Origin of the sequence: Alteromonas sp. McT4-15, assembly GCF_020515205.1 — a bacterium.
Taxonomy (GTDB): Bacteria; Pseudomonadota; Gammaproteobacteria; order Enterobacterales; family Alteromonadaceae; genus Alteromonas.
The window spans coordinates 200,380-221,662 of sequence record NZ_JAJALG010000004.1 but is presented as its reverse complement, the minus strand read 5'-3'; the positions used below and the strand labels follow the sequence as shown (position 1 = coordinate 221,662).

The window sequence follows — 21,283 nt, the reverse complement described above, 5'->3', positions numbered from 1 at the left end:
ACTGAAAATTGATGTCGTCGTTTTTGTGTCCTCATGGAAAAACCAGCAGTCTCGAAGTCAAGGTCGCAACATGCGCCCAATGTGGATCAATCAATCACCCGTGTACATGAGCATACACAGAGAGGTGGTTCACTGTGGCCATTTAAGCCCATGTCTGGGCTATATTGCGACGTATTTCTTATCCTATCTTGGCTTGCAGTGTGGCAAATTGGACGCTTAGTTGAATACACTGAACACGCCAGCGTGTGGTTTCCTGCTGCTGGCTATACACTTGCATGCTTTTTAGTGATTGGTTGGCGCGCGCTCGTGCCTATTATGATAGCTGCCATTGCCATTACCGTTTGGAACGGGCATCACTACTCCCTACCGCTGAGTAATAGCGAACTCATGTGGGGCGGCTTTTTGTTTGGCATTGCCCACATCATTCCATATTTCGCTGGGGCGAGCGTACTTGGTCACCTTTTAAGAAAACCCGACGTTACTACACCTTTGTTAATCGTTTCATTTTTAATGATTGGCTGCGTTTCTTCGTTAATTGCCACACAACTCGTTATTGGTTCTCTTGTGGTCACAAGTCAAATGCCTGCGGCAGATGTGAAAGACGCCATGTTACCCTTTTGGATTGGTGATATGGCCGGTATTGTAGTACTTGCGCCACTGTTTACCGGCTTTTTAGTGAAGGTGTGTGCTGCGCCTAAGATAGATTTACTGGCATTCTCCAGTAACACGTCACCTCATTTAACACGCTATTTCAAGAAAGTGGCGATTAACGTAGCGCTAATCGTTTTGGTTATGTTACTGGCAAAAATTACGCAGTCTCGCGATAGTGCATTCGCTATATTTTTTCTCGCCATTACCCACATGTGGATAGCCTGCACGGAAAGTACAAAACGCAATGTCATCAGCCTGGCCATTAGTAGCGTTTGTATTGTTTTACTCGTGCATACACTCGCCTTAATGGACTATGTAAAAGTGTATCAATTCGCTCTAAACGTTATTGCTGCCAATGCCTTATTCGGTATAGCCATTCCCCAATTACAAGCTGACAATGCGTTGTTAAAAGACCGCGTATTTGTAGATTCGCTTACTCAGGCTTACACACGAGAATATTTAGCACAACGCAGTGCACTTGAAATGGCACAAAGTCGTGAATCAGGTAATTCACTTTATTTCGTCATGTTCGATTTAGATAAGTTTAAGCGGATTAATGATGAATTGGGGCATGTTGATGGGGATGAAGCGCTGCGCAATTTGAGCCAAGTGACCAAAAGTGCGCTACGTAAAACCGATGTATTTGCGCGTTTCGGAGGTGATGAGTTTGTCTTGCTTTTGCCTAATATCAGCAAACAAAACGCGCTTAATTTAGTGGAAAGAGTACGTGAAGGCATAAATGCGATCACTGTTTCCAATGTCGCATTGTCATCGAGCTTCGGCGTCACACTGATGCAACAAGACGACTCACTAGAAACCTTAATTCAGCGCGCTGATCGCGCGCTTTACGCGTCAAAAGAAAAAGGCGGTAATACCATTACCCTTATTTGAGACCAACGCGCAGCGCTCGCCTTTGATTTAAACCTGCGAGTTGTCTTCAAGTACGTTTTGTCGCATTGACTCACATGGACTCTGACAAACCGGTCTTCCAACGACTTTGGCAGGCACTCCCACCACGGTAACGTGTGGCGGAACATTATCAAGCACGACACTACCCGCGCCCACTTTTGAACCTTCGCCAATTTCAATATTACCCAAAATTTTAGCACCTGCGCCAATGAGTACACCTTGGCGTATTTTTGGATGACGGTCGCCCGACTCGTTACCTGTACCGCCCAGTGTCACACTTTGTAAAATAGACACATTGTCTTCAATAACTGCGGTTTCACCTACGACAATGCCGGTCGCATGGTCGAACATGACTCCACTGCCAATGCGTGCAGCAGGATGAATATCAACCCCAAAACTTGCTGAATTTCGACTTTGAAGAAAGAGCGCCAATTGATGTCGACCATGCACCCATAAATAGTGAGCCATGCGGTGAACTTGAACTGCGTGAAAACCTTTAAAATGCAGCAGTGGGGTTAAGTAGTCATTCACCGCGGCATCGCGGTTTTTTACAGCAAGAATATCGGCTGTCGCCGCTTCACTGATACCGGGTTCAAGTAGATAGGCTTCATCAAATACTTCTCTAATGGCCAGTGCAGGCATGACGTCATCAGCCATTTTATTAGACAAAATGAAGCTTAATGACGACTCAAAATTATGATGCGCTAACACACTGGCATGCACATAACTCGATAGCAATGGTTCACTATCGGCAACAACTTGCGCTTCTTGTTTAAGCGTCGACCAAAAGTCGATGGGCGTAGAAAGTGCTGTCATGAGCATGGTCCAATTTGGTTTGAGCGTTGATAAGAGAGAAGCTGTTCGTACGTATATCGATTGAATGTATTCAACTTAGCAACAATCCTGTGGATTGTGCGAAGTAGTGTACCTAAGTTTACTGCGTTTCAGTACTCGTGTTGTACCCATCAAGCGCAGAATTCGATCAACTTATCGAACTGTTTCGTTATTAGTTATTACTAAAGATTGGGGCTCACGACAGAAAGCCAAGTCATGCGGTTCAACGGGTACAAAACTGGACTGTATAAATTCACAGGCAGCTGGCATAATACTTGTTGTCTTAAAAATCGCTAAAATAGGTGTCACACTATGGATGTATCTCGACTGCTAGACGAGCTTAACGATAAACAACGTGAAGCGGTAGCAGCCCCATTATCGAATGCCCTTGTATTGGCTGGCGCGGGTAGTGGTAAAACGCGCGTACTGGTACATCGCATTGCATGGTTAATGGAAGTCGAAAACATCGCGCCATTCTCAATTTTAGCCGTTACGTTTACCAATAAAGCAGCAAAAGAAATGCGCGGCCGCATTGAATCGCTGATGGGGCGCAGCCTCCACAATATGTGGATTGGTACTTTCCACGGTCTCGCTCATCGCTTGTTACGCGCTCACCATGCTGAGGCTAACCTACCCGAAAACTTTCAGATTATTGACTCAGACGATCAATACCGCCTTATTCGACGCATTCTTAAAGCCATGAATTTGGACGAAAAGCATTGGGCTCCGCGACAAATCCAGTGGTACATCAATGGCAATAAAGACGAAGGGCTACGCCCTCAGCATATAGAAACGCATGGCGATCATATCCAAAAAACCATGCGTGAAGTATACGCGGCCTATCAAGATGCCTGTGACCGTTCGGGTCTCGTCGATTTTGCTGAGTTATTGCTACGCGCACATGAACTGTGGGCGAAAAACCCAGAAGTATTGGCTCACTATCAACGCCGTTTTCGCGCGGTACTTGTTGACGAATTTCAAGATACCAACAATATCCAATATGCCTGGCTACGCATGCTGTGCAGCGGTGAAAATAACAACATCATGATTGTGGGTGATGACGACCAGTCTATATATGGCTGGCGTGGTGCTAACGTAGATAATATTCAGCACTTTTTAAAAGACTTTAATCAACCAACCACCATTCGTCTTGAACAAAACTACCGTTCTACAGGGAACATTCTTAAAGCTGCCAACACGGTTATTGACAACAACACCGGTCGTTTAGGCAAAGAGCTATGGACTGAAGATGCTCAGGGTGAGCTGATTTCTGTTTATGCCGGTTTTAACGAACTTGATGAAGCCCGTTTTATTGTGTCGAAAATTAAAGACTGGCTTAACCAAGGTAATGCTCTAAGTGATACCGCTATTTTGTATCGCAACAATGCACAGTCGCGCGTGCTGGAAGAAGCACTGCTGCACGAGGGTTTAGCTTATCGTATATACGGAGGCTTGCGCTTCTTCGAACGCCAAGAAATCAAAGACGCACTGGGTTATATGCGTATGGTTAGCCACCCGCACGATGACGCTGCCTTTGAGCGTGTAGTTAATACACCCAGTCGCGGTATTGGAGAAAAAACCCTGTCCCAGGTGCGTGACACTGCCAGAGCCCACAACTGTTCGATGTGGCAGGCCTGTCAGCTACTTATCAACGAAGGCGGTTTCAAAGGTCGCGCGTTAAACGCAATGCAAAGTTTTGTGCTGCTGATTACTGAATTAGAACAGGCCACGTTGGATGAGCCTTTGGATCAGCAAGCCGATAAGGCAATAAGGCAATCGGGTCTTTACGCCATGTATCAAGCGGAACGTGGCGAAAAAGCACAGGCTCGTCTAGAAAACTTAGAAGAGCTAGTCAGCGCCTGTAAAACCTTTATTGTACCTGAAGAGGCGGAAGAAATGACTCCGCTGGCAGCATTCCTCGCCCACGCATCTCTTGAAGCTGGAGAAACTCAGGCCGATACAGATCAAGACGCAGTGCAAATGATGACTATTCATACCGCGAAAGGTTTAGAGTTTCCGCTTGTGTTTATGGCAGGGGTTGAAGAAGGTATGTTCCCAAGTCAAATGACAAATGATGAACCCGGCAGAATGGAAGAAGAGCGCCGCTTGTGCTATGTAGGTATGACGCGTGCTATGCAAAAGTTGTATATAACTTATGCAGAAAGTCGTAGATTATATGGTCAAGATAAGTATCATACGGCGTCACGATTTATTCGTGAAATGCCAGCCGACTGTGTTGAAGAAGTGCGACTAAAATCAACCATTTCGAGACCGGTTCACAATCGTTTTAGCCAAGCTACGTCACATGCAAGCTTTGAAGAAACGGGGTTCCAGTTGGGTGAACGTGTGGTACATCGCAAATTTGGCGAAGGCATTGTACTGAATTACGAAGGTAGCGGAGAACACGGTCGTGTTCAAGTGAACTTCGATGAGTTTGGCAGTAAATGGCTCGTCCTCGCCTACGCTAAACTGGAGAAAGCGTAGAACTAAAAGTGTGGCAAGGTAGCCCAAACCATAGTTGAAATGTATGCAGCAAAACGTGCTGATCATCGAAAACGGTGAAAGCAACCTTGAATTAATTGCGAAACTTGTGCGTCGTGCGGGACTTACTCCTGTGGGCGCAACATCGCTAATTGAAGGGCGTGCACGCTTTAAACAAAATATGCCCGAATCGTTTCTGTGCGCTATTGTTGCCTACTCGTTGCCTGATGCCAAACAAGGTCAAGCTATCGATTTTGCTGCTAACGCGTTCATTCCTACTATTGCCACAACAGAAACACTCGACAGTGCTATTCGCGACAAAGTGTTAGAGCGCGATGTCGTCGACTATGTGCCAAAAGAAAATTCGCAAAACTACGACTACTTAAGCCGCCTTATTGGTCGGCTAGAAAAAAACAAATCCACCGGCGTTATTGTCGTGAGTACAAATCGCTTATTGCGTACCCGCACAGTGTCACTATTGCAACGCCACAACTTTATGGCCTTTGAGTGCCTTACCGCCACAGACGCTATGCAGCGACTGGCAGAACACAATAATATTAAGCTTGTTATTACTGACAACACACTGCCTGATATGACAGGTACGCAGTTTGTTGCGAGTTTACGAAAAGCCTTTTCAAAAGAACAATTGGCCATCATGGGCATTGCTGGCGGTAAAGGCATGCTGATGTCGGCGCACTTTATCAAAAGTGGTGCGAATGACTTTTTACGCGTGCCTTATTGCCATGAAGAATTTCTCTGCCGTGTGATGCAAAACGTAGAGTACATCGAAAGTGTTGAAGAAATTCGTCGTGTCGCCAACACCGACTACCTTACAGGCTTACCGAATAGACGTCATTTTTTCTACATGGTGACGGTTCAGCATCAGTTGCTTTCACAGCATCACGCACTTGCGCTTATTGACCTGGACTTTTTTAAGTCAATCAACGACACACACGGGCACGACGCCGGCGATATTGTGTTAAAAGCGATGGCAGCTTTGATCGAGTTTTACTTTCCTGACGAAATTATTTCCCGCTTTGGTGGTGAAGAATTCTGTATTTATCTGCCAAACACGCCTCTTGACGAAGCCTGCGAGCGACTAGAGGCGTTTAGAAAAGTGGTTGAAGCGGAAGTCATCCAATTGCCCAGCACCGATATTAAAGTCACGTGCAGTATTGGTGTTTGCGGTACTCAAACCCAGCGCATTGACAAATTACTCAGCCTTGCCGATAAGCAGCTTTATGCGGCTAAAAACACTGGACGAAACCGAGTAATGTGCGAAGAACCTGACGCCCCACAACTCGAGCAGGCGTCATTGCTCTAGTTATTCTACGGCGAGCTTCTGTGCTTGTTTTTGTTTGCGATAGTGCACTAAAGAATCGGCACTAAACAAAACAAGTGCACACCATACAAATCCGAATGTTACCAAACGCGCTTCTTCAAGAGGCTCCGAATAGAGATAGACGGCAAGAATAAACATCAGCGTTGGACCGATATACTGGAAAAAGCCCAAAGTTGAATACATGATGCGTCTAGCGGCCGCGGTAAAACACAACAGTGGCGCCGTGGTTACAATGCCGGCGGCTAAAATATACAAGTTCAAGCTGGTGTCGTTGGCAAACAAGTTGCTGTACTCAGAGCCATAGAAACACCAATAAAAAAGCGCTAATGGCGATAACATTAAGGTTTCTATAAACAAGCCAGGTAAAGAGTCCACCGCCACTTGTTTACGCAATAAGCCATAAACACTGAAACTACCTGCTAATACCAACGCAATCCAGGGAACCTGCCCATAGGAAAAAACTAGAATTGCTACGCCAATAACGGCAAGCCCTACTGCCACACGCTGCAGGTTTCTAAGCCTTTCGCCCAAAAACAATCGACCTAAAAACACGTTTATTAAGGGGTTGATGTAGTAGCCCAAGCTGGCGTCTAAAATATGGTCATTGTTAATAGCCCATATGAACAACAGCCAATTCGCCCCCAATAAGAGGCCTGCGACGAACAGTATTTGCATAACGCGTTTGTTTTTAAACGCCGCCAGTACTTTTGGCCATTGCTTAAGTGCCGCGATAAGCCCGACAAGTAGAACAACCGACCAAATGACACGATGCATCAAGATTTCAGCCGCGGGTAGTACCATAAGTTGCTTGAAATAAACGGGAGCAACACCCCACATGCTATAGGCTGCAATTGCACAAATGACACCGACCTGTGCGGCATTGGTTGGCTTAGACAAAGAAGTCTCCGACGTTCAAAAAGGGCGAGAGGCGCGTATTGTTTATCAGTCGTTTCTAATACACAACCTCTTTTGATTTCCTATCAGGCAAAACGGTGAGGAAACGCGACGTAAAGGCGTATCTTTGCGCGATACGCTTTTACGTTGATGCTCGCCCTAGAGAAAGACGAGTTATAAAAGGAAAAGTGTTCCGAGTCCTAAGAAAGCAACAAAACCGACAATGTCAGTCACGGTAGTGAGAATAACCGAGCCTGATAATGCTGGGTCAATTTTCAGTTTATCGAGGATAACGGGCACAAAAACACCAGCCAGCGCCGCAGCCACAATGTTAAAGAGAATGGCTAAACATATGACCACACCTAACATCACATCGGTAAACCAAAAATACGCCACAATGCCGATGACGAGTGCCCAAATAACACCGTTAACGCCACCGACTTTGAGCTCTTTCACCATAAGAGCGCGTAAGTTAGCTGGCGTGACCTGCCCTAAAGCAAGCCCTCGCACTATCAAAGTAAGCGTTTGACTGCCAGCAATGCCGCCCATACTCGCTACCACGGGCATTAATACTGCCAATGCCACTACTTGCTGCAATGTGCCTTCAAACAATCCTATAAACCACGACGCCAAGAAAGCGGTTAGTAAGTTTATTCCGAGCCATAATGCTCTATTGCGCGCGCTTTTCGCCACAGGCGAGAATAAATCTTCGTCTTCATCCATACCTGCCGATGCCATCACTTGGCGCTCATAAAACTCATTAACCAACTCACTGGCAGAGGTAACATCTAGACGCCCTAACAGCTTGTTGTTTTCATCCACGACTGGTAGCGAGGCAAGCCCAGAACGCTGAACCAATATCGAGGCATTCATAGTGTCATCAGCACCTTGAATGGTCGTTACGGTTTCTTCTGATAAATCGAACAACGACACGTGATCTTGGGCGGTAAATAAGTGGCTGATTTTCACTAACGCTGAAAATTGACCGGAGCGGTTTACCAAGAAAATACTGTCGCAGTGCTGAGGAATGTCTCGACGTAATAGTCGTAGCCCTTCACGCACTTTAGCATTAGAAGGCAAGACTAATTGCTCGTGGTTAACCCAGTGTCCAATTTGATTATCGGGGAACTGTGTGGCTTCTCTAAAATATTTTCGCTCTTTCGAGTCGAGTGACTCATACGCCATATCCACTAAACGCTTTGGTAGCGAGTCTAGCAGTTCGAGTAAGTCTTCAGCGTCAATATCTGCAAAAATAGAGGCCCACTCATTGTGTGGTGTGTTATCGATAAGAATTTCACGTGGGTCGCTACGCATTTCGACTAACACATCGAGTTTACGGTCGCGGGGGATCCCCTCCCACACTGCCAAACGTTTTTCGACAGGAAGTGATTCAAGCAAAGTGGCAATATACACGTCATCTTGGCCGCTTAGGGTGGCCAACAACGTTGCGGGGTCGTCACCCATGCTGTCGGTAACGATTTCTTCGATTAAATCTGGTAATGGCTCTGCCATGCTACACCTCCTGTTAAAGCACTTTTGTGTCGCACTCTTTCGAGACGAAAGCGCCTGCGCACTTCTCTTGTGGGCCAGTTGCCATAGATGGGGCGTAAGACAGCGAAATACGTTGTGATCGCGAAGTGGTATTAACCTAACATGTAAGTACCGGTGCCAAACGCGATATGATCACCTTTTTCGTTGTGAAGCTCCATTCTGCACACGACCAACTTGCTCCCTTTTCGAATAATAGATGCGGTTGCGATAAATTGCTCGCCCCTTCCGGGTCTTAGATAGTCAACGCGCATATCTACCGTTCCCATAGTGGGCAAACGGACCTGCAGTTCACTGAGCGCATCTTCCTCGGTTTGCTTGATGGTTTCGATAATAGCTACCAGACCACCAATGGTATCGAGCATAGTTGCGGTGACACCGCCATGCAGAATTTTTTGCATTGGATTACCCGTGAGGGATGATTGCCACTCAAGCTGCAATTGCACCTGTGTATCGGCGCCTTGCCCTTGCGTAATAAACTTCAATCCTAGCAACTGGTTAAACGGCATAGTATCACGAAAGAGCGCAATTACATGCGTTATCATTGCACTGTGCGTGAGTTTATTCGGTGTAGCAGAGATATCTTTGTTCATATCATGTTCCATTAAATACAGGCAGTTACACCACACTACTACTATTTCTGCCTCGCGATAAAATTCTTCGCACCAATATACGCTTATTACTTTCATTAATTGGATTAGTCGAATGCGCACTCGCCCAGCTCGCACGCTCATTATTTGTTCGCTTTAACGATACATCAGGCAACGAAAACCCAACGCGCTTGCAGTGTGACGAATTTACGCTGAATTTTAGTCTAGTTTTTGCAATTGCCCCGTGAAGCGCGCGACAAAAACGCGTAAAATCCCGCAGCATGACAACTGCAATAGCTAACTCAACACCTGCTAGCCCGATAATCAGTTCACCAACACCAGAACGCGTTTTAAAAGATGTATTTGGTTACGATGAATTTCGCGATGGGCAAGGCGAAGTAATACACCATGTTTGTAATGGTGGAGATGCCTTGGTGTTGCTGCCCACAGGTGGCGGCAAGTCACTTTGCTACCAAATTCCAGCATTAGTGAGAGAAGGTACAGCCATCGTCGTGTCTCCGCTTATCTCGCTAATGCAAGATCAGGTTGAACAACTCAACGCCCTCGGTGTTCGCGCTGCCTACTTAAATTCGACACTAGAAGCCGATGAGCAAGCGCGAATTAATGACGATTTACAAGCCGGAAGACTCGACTTGTTGTATGTGTCACCTGAACGCCTAATGCAGTACTATTTTCAACAGTCGCTAAACCATGCCGATATTGCATTGTTTGCCATAGACGAAGCACATTGTGTGTCTCATTGGGGTCACGATTTTCGACAAGATTACCGCGCCCTTGGGCAAATTAAGTCTCGCTTTCCCACTATTCCCGTTATTGGGTTAACCGCAACAGCAGACTCTGCCACACAGGTCGACATACTGACTCAACTTAACCTTAACGAACCCTTGGTATACAAAGGCAGTTTCGATCGCCCCAATATTCGCTATCGCGTAATGAGCAAGTACAAGGCGTTCGATCAGGTAGTTGCCTACGTCAAGCAGCAAGAAGGCAGTGGCATCATTTATTGTAATAGCCGCGCCAAAGTCGATGACTTACACGCCAAATTATTTCGCCAAGGCTTTCGCTGTGCAGCCTACCATGCAGGAATGGACAACGACGAAAGAGAGTTAGTACAGCGTCAGTTTCTTAACGACAAAATTGACATCGTAGTGGCAACTGTTGCCTTTGGTATGGGCATCAACAAATCTAATGTGCGCTATGTTGTTCATCATGACGTACCTCGCAGTGTAGAAAGCTATTATCAAGAAACCGGACGTGCTGGGCGTGACGGGCTCGAATCAGAAGCCCTATTATTGTTTGATGAAAAAGACGCAGCGCGGGTGAAGCAATGGATTGAGCAAGGTGAAATTGCCGAGCGCAATCAAATTGAACTGCAAAAATTTGCAGCCATGGAAGCCTTTTCAGAAGCGCAGACCTGTCGTCGGCAGGTTTTACTTAACTACTTTTCACAATTTAGTGACAGCGCTTGTGGCAACTGCGACATCTGCTTGGACCCACCCAAAATGGTTGACGGCCTAGTCATTGCGCAAAAAGTACTGTCTTGTGTACTTCGTTTATCTCAGCAAGCGTCAAGCCAGTACGTTATTGATGTGCTCAGAGGAAAACAACTACGCCGACTGCAAGAGGCGGGGCACCACCAGCTGTCTACATACGGAATTGGCAAAGATAAGTCAGACAGCTACTGGCACAACATCATTAACCAGCTGGTTCACAAAGGGCTTATTCGCGTTGATATTACTGCGCACGCAGCACTAAGACTTACCGAAGCTGCCCGACCTGTGCTAAAAGGCGAAGTAGCCGTGCAATTGGCGGTGCCACGACTTGAATTCAAACCAGACAAGAAAAAAGCAAAGCAAGCACCAGCAAATTACGACAGAACCTTATTTACCCGTCTTAAGCATCTGCGAAAAGTATTGGCGGAAGAGAATGAAGTCCCTCCTTATGTGGTATTTAGTGACGCCACCTTAGTGGATATGGCGTGCAAATTACCAACTACCCGCAATACCATGCTTGAAGTCAGTGGTGTAGGCCAAACCAAGCTAGAGCGCTATGGTGAGGCCTTTATTCAGCTAATTAGCGATTATATAAGCAGAGATAGTTAGGCGTACGCGTACTCTCCACCCTTTTCAAGCGCCGCTTTATAAGCGGGGCGTGCGTGAACGCGTTTTACGTAGCTTTGAATTGCGGCGAAGTCTTTTGCTCTGCCACTTGCCACCAAAGATTCTAGCGGGAAGATCATTTGTACGTCGGCGCCCGTTGGCTCATCGCCCGCAAACCACGTATTTTTGGAAAGGTACGATTCAACATAGCGTAAGCTTTGTGCCAAGTTAGGCCCGTAATACGCATTTAAGATGCCATCGACCAATTTATCTGTAATGGGTTTGATAAAAAACGGTTTTGAGCCTTTTTGACGCGCTTTCTCTAGTACCAAGTTAGCCACCAGAGGTGGCATCAGCGAGCCTTCTGCAAAATGTAGCCAAAACCAATACTGCTGCAACGCTTCAGCCTCAGTGGGCGTTACAAATACGTCTTTAGCGTAGTTGTTAACCAAATACTCAACAATGGCCCCTGACTCTGCAATTGCACCGTGCGGAGTGGATAACACCGGAGAGCGACCAAGAGGGTGAACTGCACGTAGCGAGTCTGGTGCAAGGTTTGTCACACTATCGCGTTGATAAAACGCGATGTCATAATCTACTTCAAGCTCTTCCATTAGCCATAAGATTCGCTGAGAGCGCGAGTTATTTAGATGGTGCAGTGTTAGCATAGTTGTTCCTTAAGACGCTTCGATTAACGCTATTATTATTGTGATGTATTATGTCTATTGTTATACACCGTTTTGTGCACGCTGGTTTAATTAAGGCGCGCCTTTACAAATTTTAGGTAAGTTCATGATGTCGCAACTGACGAAAAACGCCGTGTTAAATAATACAACCCTTACTGAAAACAGTGTTGAAATACGTTTACCCTTACCCCCTACGCCTTTGAAAACGCAACAATGGGTTGATGAATTCTCGGCCTTATTCGGTTTTACGCAGTCAGAACCTGACTGGGGAGCAGACCGTTATCAAGTGGTACTGAATGCACAAACCAATGATCCGTCGCTAAGGTGTATTCTGTGCGTAGAGTGGCTATGCGAAGCCATATGGCTTGAGCCGATTGGAACTCATAATGATCCTCATCTACTTTTACGCTATTTACATCAAGCATAGCCATCCGTTTAATTCACCATCGCAGGCTTGTAAACAAGACAAAAGCATAAATGGTTAAATGAAGGTAACTCATCGCACTGAGGTAAGCGTAGTCATCAAATGTTTTTGACGTTTGCCCAACTCTAGTATTAATCTATTTGAAAACACATATTTAATTACTACAAAAACAATGAATCGTTTTGTATGTGCAAGCCAATGTTGTACAAGCCAATGCTGTGCAAAATCACTACGCCATGGACTTAGCGTGTCTAAGTTTGGTCTTTAATCAATGCCTTTCATCTCTCTTACGAAGACCACCCTATTACTTTTGCTTTGCCAACTAGTGACGAATGTGGCTTTTGCCAGTAACACTACGCTTAGTATTGACGAGTCATTTGAGCGCGCCACAGTCAATGACCATGCATCAATTATTATTGCACCGAATAGTGCCACTTATTTTGATATATTGAGGGGTGCAGTAAACAGCAACAGCGTTGTTTCTAAAGAAAAAAATCAACGTTTGTGGTTCTCAACTAATTTACACCACAGTGGTTATAGTGCCATTCCTCTTGTGCTTAATATCGACCGATTAAATGTTGATGATCTACAGATTTATCTGCTTGATGACAGCGAACGCATCATTCGCTCTTATCGCTATCAAGCCAGCAAAGGTGATTACTCATTACGCCAGCCGCTGCCCACCATACGATTACCCTTTACGCTGCAGCCTTACCAAGATGCAAGGCTGCTTATTGGCGTTCAAGACAAAGGGCTTATGCAATTTCCCATGGTTATCTGGGAACGCGATCTGCTAAAGCAGCATGACACCAATATGCTCACACTACTTGGCGCGGTATCCGGCATGCTGTCGTTAATTGCATTTTATTTCGTGTTTTCGTACGTTCAGCAACGCATGCCCACGCGCTTTTGGTTGACTATGTCTTCCTTGGTATTGCTCGCGCTACTCTTTATTACCCAAGGCGGTTTATCGCTGTGGCCAAGTTTAACTAATGCCATAGAACTCGCATATATCGTGTGCTTTTGCATGCTATTGCTGTGTATTGGTAAAGTCACCCATCACCTGTTTGAGCGTATTCCGTTTATCCTTAGGGCAGTCAATTACTTAGTCCCTGTTGCCGTTACAGCCTATAGTTTTACGTTAGACACTTATGCCATCACCTTAGCAATACTATTAATGATGGCCTGCATGGGGCTCTACCATGTTTTGCTGGCTCAACTGTTTAGAGATAAAGACAGTATTGCAGTTAGCCGCACATACTCAGTGGCATGGCTGTCGTTCTTTGCGTTTTATGCCTTAGTGGTATTGAATCTCTTTGGTGACTTAGTCTACACCGTACAATCGACCATCGGCATGCTGTTCTTCCTTACCACAGGGTTTATGTGTTTTGGTTTTGCGGTTATCACAAAAGAACGCTCACTCAATCAAAAAAAGCTCTCAAACCAAGCAGAAACTATTGAGAACTTAAACCACTTCTATGACCTCTTTAGAAATTCAGCGGAAGGTCACTATACGTCCACTTGGGACGGCGAGCTTATTTCTGTTAATCCAGCCATGTGTAAGGTGTTTGGTTATCAAAATGAAGCACAGATGCTCAGCGAAGCGGCAAGCACAAAAGCATTTTATGCCAACCCTGAAGACCGACATATTCTACTTGGAGAAATATCTCATCAGGGTCACGTGACAGGAAAGGAAATTAGAGGCAAACGACAAGATGGTAGCGAATTTTGGTTCTCACTTTCCTGCCAAATAAGAGAGAACGACGATGGCAACTTTTTATTTGGTTCAATAATAGATATTACTGAGAAAAAACAATCTGACCTTAGTCTTCAATATTTGGCCACTCACGACTCGCTCACAGGTGTCTATAACCGCCGACAATTTGAAACCGAATTTAAAGCGAAGGTGGCTAAGTGTGGCGCACTGCCAACCTGCTTACTGTTTCTCGACTTAGACCGTTTCAAAGTGGTGAATGATACTTGCGGTCATAAGGCCGGTGATGTGCTTATTAAAGATATTGCCCGATTGATTGAAAATAGCCTAAATCCAAACGCCTTACTTGCGCGTTTAGGCGGTGATGAATTCGGTATTATTTATACCGATACTGACGAAGATGAAGTGTATTTAAGTGCTATCAGGATCCTTAACGCAGTACAGGCCTATCGCTTTATGTGGGATAACCGCATTTTCAATTTAGGCGTTAGTATAGGCATGGTGGTATGTAATGACCCTGCCGTCAGCGCTGGCAATTACCTCAGTATGGCAGATGCAGCGTGCTACTTTGCCAAGGAACAAGGCAGAAACCAAGTTCACAAATACAATAAAGATGACGAAAGTATGCAGCGCTACCAGCGAGAGCTCGACTGGGTCTCATCAATTAACCTAGCCTTAGAAGAAGGCCGTTTTGCACTTTACTATCAATCGCTTAGACCGCTTAACAAACCGAACGATGGTCACTATTACGAAGTACTCTTGCGACTTCATGAAGCCGATGGACGCATTGTAGAGCCTGCTAATTTTTTACCCACAGCAGAACGTTTTGAAATGAACGTAAGTGTTGATAAATGGGTCGTTACCAATACATTTAAATGGTTGGCTGATAATCCGCAACATTTGGCTGAGCTTAAACGCTGTAGTATCAACCTCAATTGCCACTCACTAGCTGACAGAGACTTTACCCTATTTATATTAAATGCGTTTGAAACTTATGGTATTCCCTACCATAAAATTTGCTTTGAAGTTATCGAGTCTGTAGCCATTATCAAGATGGAGGACACGCTTAACTTTATGCAAACTTTTAATCGTTTAGGTTGTTCTTTTGCCCTGGATGATTTTGGCAGCGGCTTTTCCTCATACAGTTACTTGAAGAGTTTGCCTGTAAGCTTGGTGAAAATTGACGGTATGTTTATCAAAGATATGCTCAACGACAGTGTCGATACCGCTATGGTTGCCTCAATCAACGATGTGGCAAAAGCAATGGGAATGCAAACCGTAGGCGAATTTGTAGAAAGTGATGCAATAATGGCGCAACTGGGCAAAATGGGAATTGATTTTGCCCAAGGCTACGGTGTGTCCAAGCCTGCTCCACTATCAGAATTTACGCCACTGTAATAACGCATAAAAAAGAGTGATATCACAACACCCCTAAATTGGACGAAAACGCGTATAATAGAGATATGTCTTGGCACAATATCCCCATTTGTTAACCGGTGATTTAAGAATCAAGACGTTAAAAAACGCAATCGATAAATGTGTGGGTGCTCGTCTTGCAAAACCAGAAGTTATCCCCACTTATTGCATACTGTTCAAAGTGTAGAAGTAACATGAGTAGCAAACAGCCAAAATACGAATATGTCAGCACAGCAAAATTACCCACTCGCCTTGGTGATTTTAAAATTCATGGCTTTGTAGAAGCCAGCGGCCAAGAACACGTGGCGCTTTCCTATGGCGATTGGAAAGAAGACGATGTCGTGCCAATTCGTATCCATTCTGAATGTCTAACCGGCGATTCACTGTTTAGTACGCGTTGTGACTGTGGCTTTCAGTTAGAGAAAGCCATGCAGAACATCGTGGATAATGGCAGTGGTGTACTTCTGTATTTACGTCAAGAAGGCCGTGGTATTGGCCTGCTTAATAAGATTCGTGCTTATAACTTGCAAGACAGTGGCATGGATACGGTAGAAGCGAATGAACATTTGGGTTTTGATGCCGACTTGCGTAGTTACGATATCTGCAAGTTGATGCTGGACACCTTAAACGTGAAGCACGTTGAGCTAATGACCAATAATCCTAAGAAGTTGGCGGCACTTAAAGCACTAGGCATTGATGTAGTCGCTCGCAAACCCATTGATCATGGCATCACAAAAGACAATAAACATTACTTGAAGACGAAAACAGAAAAGCTTGGACACGCTTTCGACCCTCACGTTTTCAAATAATCGAAACCGAAAAAAGCCCGCAACCTTGCGGGCTTTTTTTATCTATTCAGGTTACGTTAATTAAGTACTGGTTATAACGTATACAGACTTACCACATTGCTCACATGATTTGATTATCGGTGACAAAGCAATGTAAGGAGAATGTATGAAAAATATAACCTTATCTGTTCTTATTGCGCTGTCTAGCGCAAGTGCCCTTCCTGTGTTAGCACAATCGAGCACTGCGCCAACAACCTCTGAACTTTCAGTTGTCACCAGCGAACAGCAATATTCAGATGCTGAACTCGATAGTATTTTGGCACCCATTGCGTTGTATCCAGATAGCCTGCTTACGCATATCCTTATAGCGGCAACATACCCGCTCGACGTTGTCGCTGCGGATCGTTGGCGTCAAAGCAATCAGCATCTTACTCCTGAGCAAGTTGAAAATGTGCTAGAGGGTGTGACCTGGGATCCCAGTGTTAAAGCATTGGCCCCTTTTGCTGATTTACTCAATACCATGGCAAAAGACCTCGAATGGCTACAGCAATTAGGCGATAACGTTCTGATAAGCCAAGCGCGTGTACTCGATCGCGTTCAGGTATTGCGACAGCACGCTCACAATACCGGTAACTTGGTTACCAATGACTATATTGAAGTAGAGACAGAGCGACAGCGCGACCGTGAAATTATTTATATTGAGCCGCGCCAACGGGAAGTCGTGTATGTACCCTACTACAACCCACATGTTGTATACGGCCATTGGTGGCATGCGACAGCACCGATATTCTGGAGTCACAGGGTAAGCTACCATCATCACCATAATGTATACTGGGCGCCTCGCGTGCGCTTATCAACAGCGTTTTACTTTGGTGGCGTTCATTGGCATAACCGCCATGTTGTAATTCATCGCACGCCAGTACGTCGCTACTACCACGGCAGCCCGAGAAAGCGCGTTATCAGCAATGGTTATCAACGCTGGGAACACCGCACAGACCATCGACGTGCCCGTTACTCGTCACGGGTTGTTCACAGTGCGCCAGCGCGTTATCAGCACAAAGGGGTAGTACGAAGTCATACTCCGGAACGTCATAGCTCGGCAAGTCATAGCCCGGCGCGTAATGTGGTACCACCAAAAGCAGTGACAGGCCTAAGACAGCGAGATATACGCCTTGATAAAGCGCAAAGGCATATAAGTGCCGATCGCAAACAGAATATTGAGCATGCGTTAAAGCGCAATCAAGACGTGGTAAAGCAGCAAAGACCGTCTCGTGACGTTGCCATGGCCCAATTGAAACGCGATAAACGCGTAACATCATTGCCAGATCGAAAAGCGCCGCAGCGAGTGGAGCGCGCCTATTCTCAACCCAAAGCGCACAAGCCACAGAGAATAGAATCGTCGAAACCGCAACCGATGCAACGTGTATCGCAGGACAGTCAGTTAAGGAAGGCAAAGCCTGAGCGAAAAGTTCAGCAAGTCGCACAGCAGCGCGTCAAACCTCAACGCACTGTTAGGCCACAGCAAAGTGCTAAACCGCGTCGTATTGAAAGGCAGACCTATAGCGCAAAACCACACGCTCGCGTATCGCATGGTGATAAGTCGTCACAACGCAAGTTCTCAAAAGACTAACCCTTTTGGCTCCGGCAGTTGATCTGCGCTGTCGGGGCTCTTTTACTGCTGTTGTGAATCATGATATGCCAGCATGGCGTCTACAAAGCGTTCGGGCGACGCAGCATCCAAGTTAAAATACAATGATGGCTCTATTAACTCTAGTTCCATAATTGCCCACTTATCGCGCTGGCGAACAAGATCGACACGCGCATATAGCGCAGATTCTGGCATTGCCGCTAACGCCTGTGTCGCTATTTCACGTTGCTCACTGTCAGCATCAATTGCGTACAAGCTCCCACCGTGCTCTTCCTGTACCCGAAAGTCGCCCTTCTCAGGCACTTTTTTAATTGCATGGCTATAAATACCACCGAAGTAAAAAAGTGAATACTCACCCTCATCAACAACACTATTCAAAAAGGGCTGAATCATGAAGTTTCGCGACTTAAATACAGTTTCCAGATGCGCCGCTTGGGCCAGCCATTCAGTGCGATTTAATTTAAACGTATCATCAGCATTGGCACTTAGTACTGGCTTAATCACAACAGTGTCGCTTTCAAATCTTTCGAAGGCCTCGGCAATCACGGTCTTATCAAAACTGCTATGCCATAGCGTATCAACGATAGGCACCTGATGTTTTTCTATATCTTTTAAGTAGTGCTTTTCTATATTCCATTTAATGAGTGCTAAACCATTAAGCAAAATAGCCGTGGACTGTTCAATTTTTTTAAGGCAAGACAGAAATGCCTTGGCATGTTGTTGATAGTCCCAAGTACTTCGCACGATGACATAGTCATAGTCATTCCAATTAGCGGTCTTGCTGTGCCAAGATACCGTAGACACTTGCCACCCCTTGTTCTCAAAATAAGGAATTAGCAGTTCGTCGTATACAAAAAACGCTTCAAGATTATCGGTAGATAGAAAAGCGATATGTGGCATAAAGCACCCTATTAAAATGATCTTTTACGATTGATAACGGGTAACAACCGACTTAATTGTATTCGTGCTGGTGAGCAAGATATTGTTGCCGTTTCGTTAGCTCAACAAGGACGTATTATTAAAGCCATCTGTGCTTAAGATTAGTCAATTAGTCTAAAGCGATACTAAAGTTAAATGGTTCAAAATCGAGTACCTAAGTACAATCCACCGAAAATAGCACACCTTTATTTTATAACCTACACTTAGCTTATAGATTCGTTTGGAGATTGGCATGCAGTATCCTTGGTTGCTGGAAGGTCAGAAGATCTTTCGCGTTGTCATTATCGCTCAAGTCGTAATAGCCGTAATAATTGGTCTTATAACCGGTGAGCTATTACCTGCTTTTCTTTTCGGTATTCCTATTGCCGCCGTTCCATTGGCACTAAGCTTTCAAGACCCCTATTCAACAATAAGTCGGCACGCAATGGCCATCGGTGCACAGCTACTGACCGCATTGCATATCCACCAGTCTTTTGGCCTTATTGAAATGCACTTTGAGATTTTTGTCTTGCTGGCATTTCTATCTTACTTTCGCGACTGGAAGGTTGTCGCCACAGGTACGCTGGTCGTTGCAGTTCATCATATAAGTTTTTTCTTTTTGCAGTCGGGTGGCGCAGGGCTATTTATCTTCGAAGAAGGTCACGTGACTTTTTCTATCCTTCTAATGCATGCGGCATTTGCCGTAGCAGAAGGGGGTGTACTGATGTACATGGCTAAACAAGCTCACCAAGAGGGCGCTGGTGCCGCAGAGCTTCGTTTAACAATTGAAAGTATGCTTAAAGATGACGGAAAATTAGACCTAAGTGTCAATATCAATAGAAGCCACGCGATTGTAAAGCCATTTGGCGACCTCATCGACCAAGTAAAAGAGTTAATAGAGCTGGCGTCTTCACTCACTAACGAAGTTGTTCGAGGTTGTAGTGAAATGGAACAAGCGGCAGGAAGTATGTTCGAAATCAGCCGCAACACAGACCAAGAAATTGCGATGGTTTCTGCATCATCAGAAGAAATTGCACAATCGATGCAAATGTCGGCAGAGCAAACCACTTTGGCAAGCGACAGCGCATCGGCGGCTCAAAAATCATCACAGCTTACGCGCGATTCGATTTCAAGCACAAGTAGAACTATAGACTCATTGCGCAACACACTAAACGACGCGGCCAAAACTAACTTGGCGCTCAATGAGCAGTGTTCGAATATCTCTGACGCCATGCGCTCGATTACCGCTGTGGCAGAACAAACCAACTTGTTGGCGTTGAATGCCGCAATAGAGTCAGCAAGGGCGGGAGAGCACGGTCGCGGTTTTGCCGTCGTTGCCGATGAAGTGCGCACGCTTGCTATTCGCTCCAAGGAAAGTGCAGATCAAATTACCAGTATCACCGAGCAGTTAGTCACACAAACCGCAAGCTCTGTGGAGCAAATGCAAACGTGTATCCAGCTAGTAGATGAAGCAGTAACCTCAAGCGAGAATGCCACTGGTGCCATGACAGAAATTATGCAGCAAATTCGCGATGCCAGTGAAAGGATGACAGAAATTGCAACGTCCGCTGAAGAACAAGAATCGGCTTCAGCCTCGATCGCAAAAAGTACATCACGCCTTAGCGAATACACTTCCGAAGAGTTGGCAACCGCAGAATCACTTGCAAAAGAAGTTGAAGTACTTGCGAAAATTTCGCAAAAAATGCAAAACGCCATCGAACGCTTCGAGCTTTAAGTGATCCCCAAGTCGCTCGGTTGGACATTACTGGTATTGTGGGCAGTGAGTATTCTGACTGCCCTACTTGTTTATGGTCAGCGCCAGTTAAGTGAGTTCGACCCAAACGGCAATTTGTTACATCAATCTACCTCACCCACATTCGATGAGGACGTCATTGCACTTTTAAAGGATAACGGCGTTTCAGCGGGTACTATCGTGCATATTGGCACTTCACAGGACTGCTACTGTGAAACGCTAACCGCTCCCCATCAAACTCAATTGATTGAGCGTTTTAATTTGCTAGATTTCAGCCTGAAGACCTTTAATATCGAAAATACACCATCGCTCAAGCGCATATTCAGCCGCGTGCCTGCACTGATGATTGTTGATAACGAATTCAGACTTCGCTACTTGGGCCCCTACGCCACAGGTTACGGATGTTTTACCGGTAAAAACTTGGTGGAAAGGATCGTAACCTACACCCAGTCTTCTCCTTATCAAGGCGCTGTCGTTAACGCCGATGCCGAGGGCTGCTTCTGCTCATAGTCTTCGCTTTTTCGGATTGGCATGCAATATGAAACATCAAAGAAGGGAAGTAAGAGC

Annotated in this window: 16 protein-coding genes; 10 read left to right on the top strand and 6 right to left on the bottom strand. The window is 45.5% G+C overall.

Going from position 1 to position 21,283, the window contains the following annotated elements:
* Positions 1-81: 81 nt before the first annotated feature.
* A complete protein-coding gene (locus LHL20_RS05470) occupies positions 82-1,542 on the top strand; it encodes a sensor domain-containing diguanylate cyclase (RefSeq protein WP_226432557.1) in 1,461 nt (486 codons plus the stop codon).
* A gap of 27 nt (positions 1,543-1,569) precedes the next feature.
* Here LHL20_RS05470 and cysE read toward each other — a convergent pair whose 3' ends face one another.
* Complete coding sequence (gene cysE, locus LHL20_RS05465) at positions 1,570-2,376, bottom strand: serine O-acetyltransferase (protein WP_202263176.1); 807 nt, start codon at positions 2,374-2,376, stop codon at positions 1,570-1,572.
* Positions 2,377-2,706: 330 nt separating this feature from the next.
* On the opposite strand from cysE, the gene uvrD reads away from it, so the two are divergent.
* Positions 2,707-4,878, top strand: coding sequence for a DNA helicase II (gene uvrD, locus LHL20_RS05460; RefSeq protein ID WP_226432556.1), 2,172 nt, complete (start codon positions 2,707-2,709; stop codon positions 4,876-4,878).
* 43 nt (positions 4,879-4,921) lie between these two features.
* Positions 4,922-6,199, top strand: coding sequence for a GGDEF domain-containing response regulator (locus tag LHL20_RS05455; protein WP_226432555.1), 1,278 nt, complete (start codon positions 4,922-4,924; stop codon positions 6,197-6,199).
* Here the strand turns inward: LHL20_RS05455 and rarD are convergent, their stop codons facing one another.
* From rarD to LHL20_RS05440, 3 genes are all read right to left on the bottom strand, one after another.
* Positions 6,200-7,114, bottom strand: a complete 915-nt coding sequence (rarD, locus tag LHL20_RS05450) for an EamA family transporter RarD (RefSeq protein WP_226432554.1) — start codon at positions 7,112-7,114, stop codon at positions 6,200-6,202.
* A 171-nt stretch (positions 7,115-7,285) separates the two neighbouring features.
* Positions 7,286-8,623, bottom strand: coding sequence for a magnesium transporter (locus tag LHL20_RS05445; protein ID WP_226432553.1), 1,338 nt, complete (start codon positions 8,621-8,623; stop codon positions 7,286-7,288).
* A gap of 131 nt (positions 8,624-8,754) precedes the next feature.
* Positions 8,755-9,252: a thioesterase family protein gene (locus LHL20_RS05440; protein WP_226432552.1), complete on the bottom strand. Its 498-nt coding sequence runs from the start codon at positions 9,250-9,252 to the stop codon at positions 8,755-8,757.
* 278 nt (positions 9,253-9,530) lie between these two features.
* Between LHL20_RS05440 and recQ the strand changes: the two genes are divergently transcribed.
* A complete protein-coding gene (gene recQ / locus LHL20_RS05435; RefSeq protein ID WP_226432551.1) occupies positions 9,531-11,372 on the top strand; it encodes a DNA helicase RecQ in 1,842 nt (613 codons plus the stop codon).
* Here recQ and LHL20_RS05430 read toward each other — a convergent pair.
* Positions 11,369-12,037, bottom strand: coding sequence for a glutathione S-transferase (locus LHL20_RS05430; protein WP_202263169.1), 669 nt, complete (start codon positions 12,035-12,037; stop codon positions 11,369-11,371). The genes recQ and LHL20_RS05430 overlap by 4 nt on opposite strands.
* A 124-nt stretch (positions 12,038-12,161) precedes the next feature.
* Between LHL20_RS05430 and LHL20_RS05425 the strand changes: the two genes are divergently transcribed.
* The 4 genes from LHL20_RS05425 to LHL20_RS05410 all read left to right on the top strand — a co-directional run bounded on the left by LHL20_RS05425 (position 12,162) and on the right by LHL20_RS05410 (position 18,027).
* Positions 12,162-12,482: a hypothetical protein gene (locus LHL20_RS05425; RefSeq protein WP_226432550.1), complete on the top strand. Its 321-nt coding sequence runs from the start codon at positions 12,162-12,164 to the stop codon at positions 12,480-12,482.
* A 268-nt stretch (positions 12,483-12,750) separates the two neighbouring features.
* On the top strand, positions 12,751-15,591 hold the full coding sequence (locus LHL20_RS05420) for an EAL domain-containing protein (RefSeq protein WP_226432549.1): 2,841 nt from the start codon (positions 12,751-12,753) through the stop codon (positions 15,589-15,591).
* Between the two features lie 212 nt (positions 15,592-15,803).
* The gene (gene ribA / locus LHL20_RS05415) at positions 15,804-16,418 is read left to right on the top strand and encodes a GTP cyclohydrolase II (RefSeq protein WP_202263166.1); all 615 of its coding nucleotides are present in this window, start codon (positions 15,804-15,806) and stop codon (positions 16,416-16,418) included.
* A 145-nt stretch (positions 16,419-16,563) separates the two neighbouring features.
* Positions 16,564-18,027, top strand: a complete 1,464-nt coding sequence (locus LHL20_RS05410; RefSeq protein ID WP_226432548.1) for a DUF3300 domain-containing protein — start codon at positions 16,564-16,566, stop codon at positions 18,025-18,027.
* A 42-nt stretch (positions 18,028-18,069) separates the two neighbouring features.
* On the opposite strand, the gene LHL20_RS05405 is transcribed toward LHL20_RS05410, so the two are convergent.
* The gene (locus LHL20_RS05405; RefSeq protein ID WP_226432547.1) at positions 18,070-18,945 is read right to left on the bottom strand and encodes an ATP-grasp domain-containing protein; all 876 of its coding nucleotides are present in this window, start codon (positions 18,943-18,945) and stop codon (positions 18,070-18,072) included.
* A gap of 271 nt (positions 18,946-19,216) precedes the next feature.
* Here LHL20_RS05405 and LHL20_RS05400 point away from each other — a divergent pair, with 271 nt between their 5' ends.
* Positions 19,217-20,698 (top strand): methyl-accepting chemotaxis protein, encoded by a 1,482-nt coding sequence (locus LHL20_RS05400; RefSeq protein ID WP_226432546.1) that lies wholly within the window; start codon positions 19,217-19,219, stop codon positions 20,696-20,698.
* Positions 20,699-21,226, top strand: a complete 528-nt coding sequence (locus LHL20_RS05395; protein WP_226432545.1) for a DUF6436 domain-containing protein — start codon at positions 20,699-20,701, stop codon at positions 21,224-21,226. It abuts the gene before it with no gap.
* Positions 21,227-21,283 lie beyond the last annotated feature (57 nt).

What these genes read in the sequence shown, in the direction of transcription:
- cysE (WP_202263176.1), bottom strand. Translation starts at nt 2,376, where the DNA reads ATGACAGCACTTTCTACGCCCATCGACTTTTGGTCGACGCTTAAACAA.
- uvrD (WP_226432556.1), top strand. Translation starts at nt 2,707, where the DNA reads ATGGATGTATCTCGACTGCTAGACGAGCTTAACGATAAACAACGTGAA.
- LHL20_RS05455 (WP_226432555.1), top strand. Translation starts at nt 4,922, where the DNA reads ATGCAGCAAAACGTGCTGATCATCGAAAACGGTGAAAGCAACCTTGAA.
- LHL20_RS05445 (WP_226432553.1), bottom strand. Translation starts at nt 8,623, where the DNA reads ATGGCAGAGCCATTACCAGATTTAATCGAAGAAATCGTTACCGACAGC.
- LHL20_RS05440 (WP_226432552.1), bottom strand. Translation starts at nt 9,252, where the DNA reads ATGAACAAAGATATCTCTGCTACACCGAATAAACTCACGCACAGTGCA.
- recQ (WP_226432551.1), top strand. Translation starts at nt 9,531, where the DNA reads ATGACAACTGCAATAGCTAACTCAACACCTGCTAGCCCGATAATCAGT.
- LHL20_RS05430 (WP_202263169.1), bottom strand. Translation starts at nt 12,037, where the DNA reads ATGCTAACACTGCACCATCTAAATAACTCGCGCTCTCAGCGAATCTTA.
- LHL20_RS05425 (WP_226432550.1), top strand. Translation starts at nt 12,162, where the DNA reads ATGATGTCGCAACTGACGAAAAACGCCGTGTTAAATAATACAACCCTT.
- LHL20_RS05420 (WP_226432549.1), top strand. Translation starts at nt 12,751, where the DNA reads ATGCCTTTCATCTCTCTTACGAAGACCACCCTATTACTTTTGCTTTGC.
- ribA (WP_202263166.1), top strand. Translation starts at nt 15,804, where the DNA reads ATGAGTAGCAAACAGCCAAAATACGAATATGTCAGCACAGCAAAATTA.
- LHL20_RS05410 (WP_226432548.1), top strand. Translation starts at nt 16,564, where the DNA reads ATGAAAAATATAACCTTATCTGTTCTTATTGCGCTGTCTAGCGCAAGT.
- LHL20_RS05405 (WP_226432547.1), bottom strand. Translation starts at nt 18,945, where the DNA reads ATGCCACATATCGCTTTTCTATCTACCGATAATCTTGAAGCGTTTTTT.
- LHL20_RS05400 (WP_226432546.1), top strand. Translation starts at nt 19,217, where the DNA reads ATGCAGTATCCTTGGTTGCTGGAAGGTCAGAAGATCTTTCGCGTTGTC.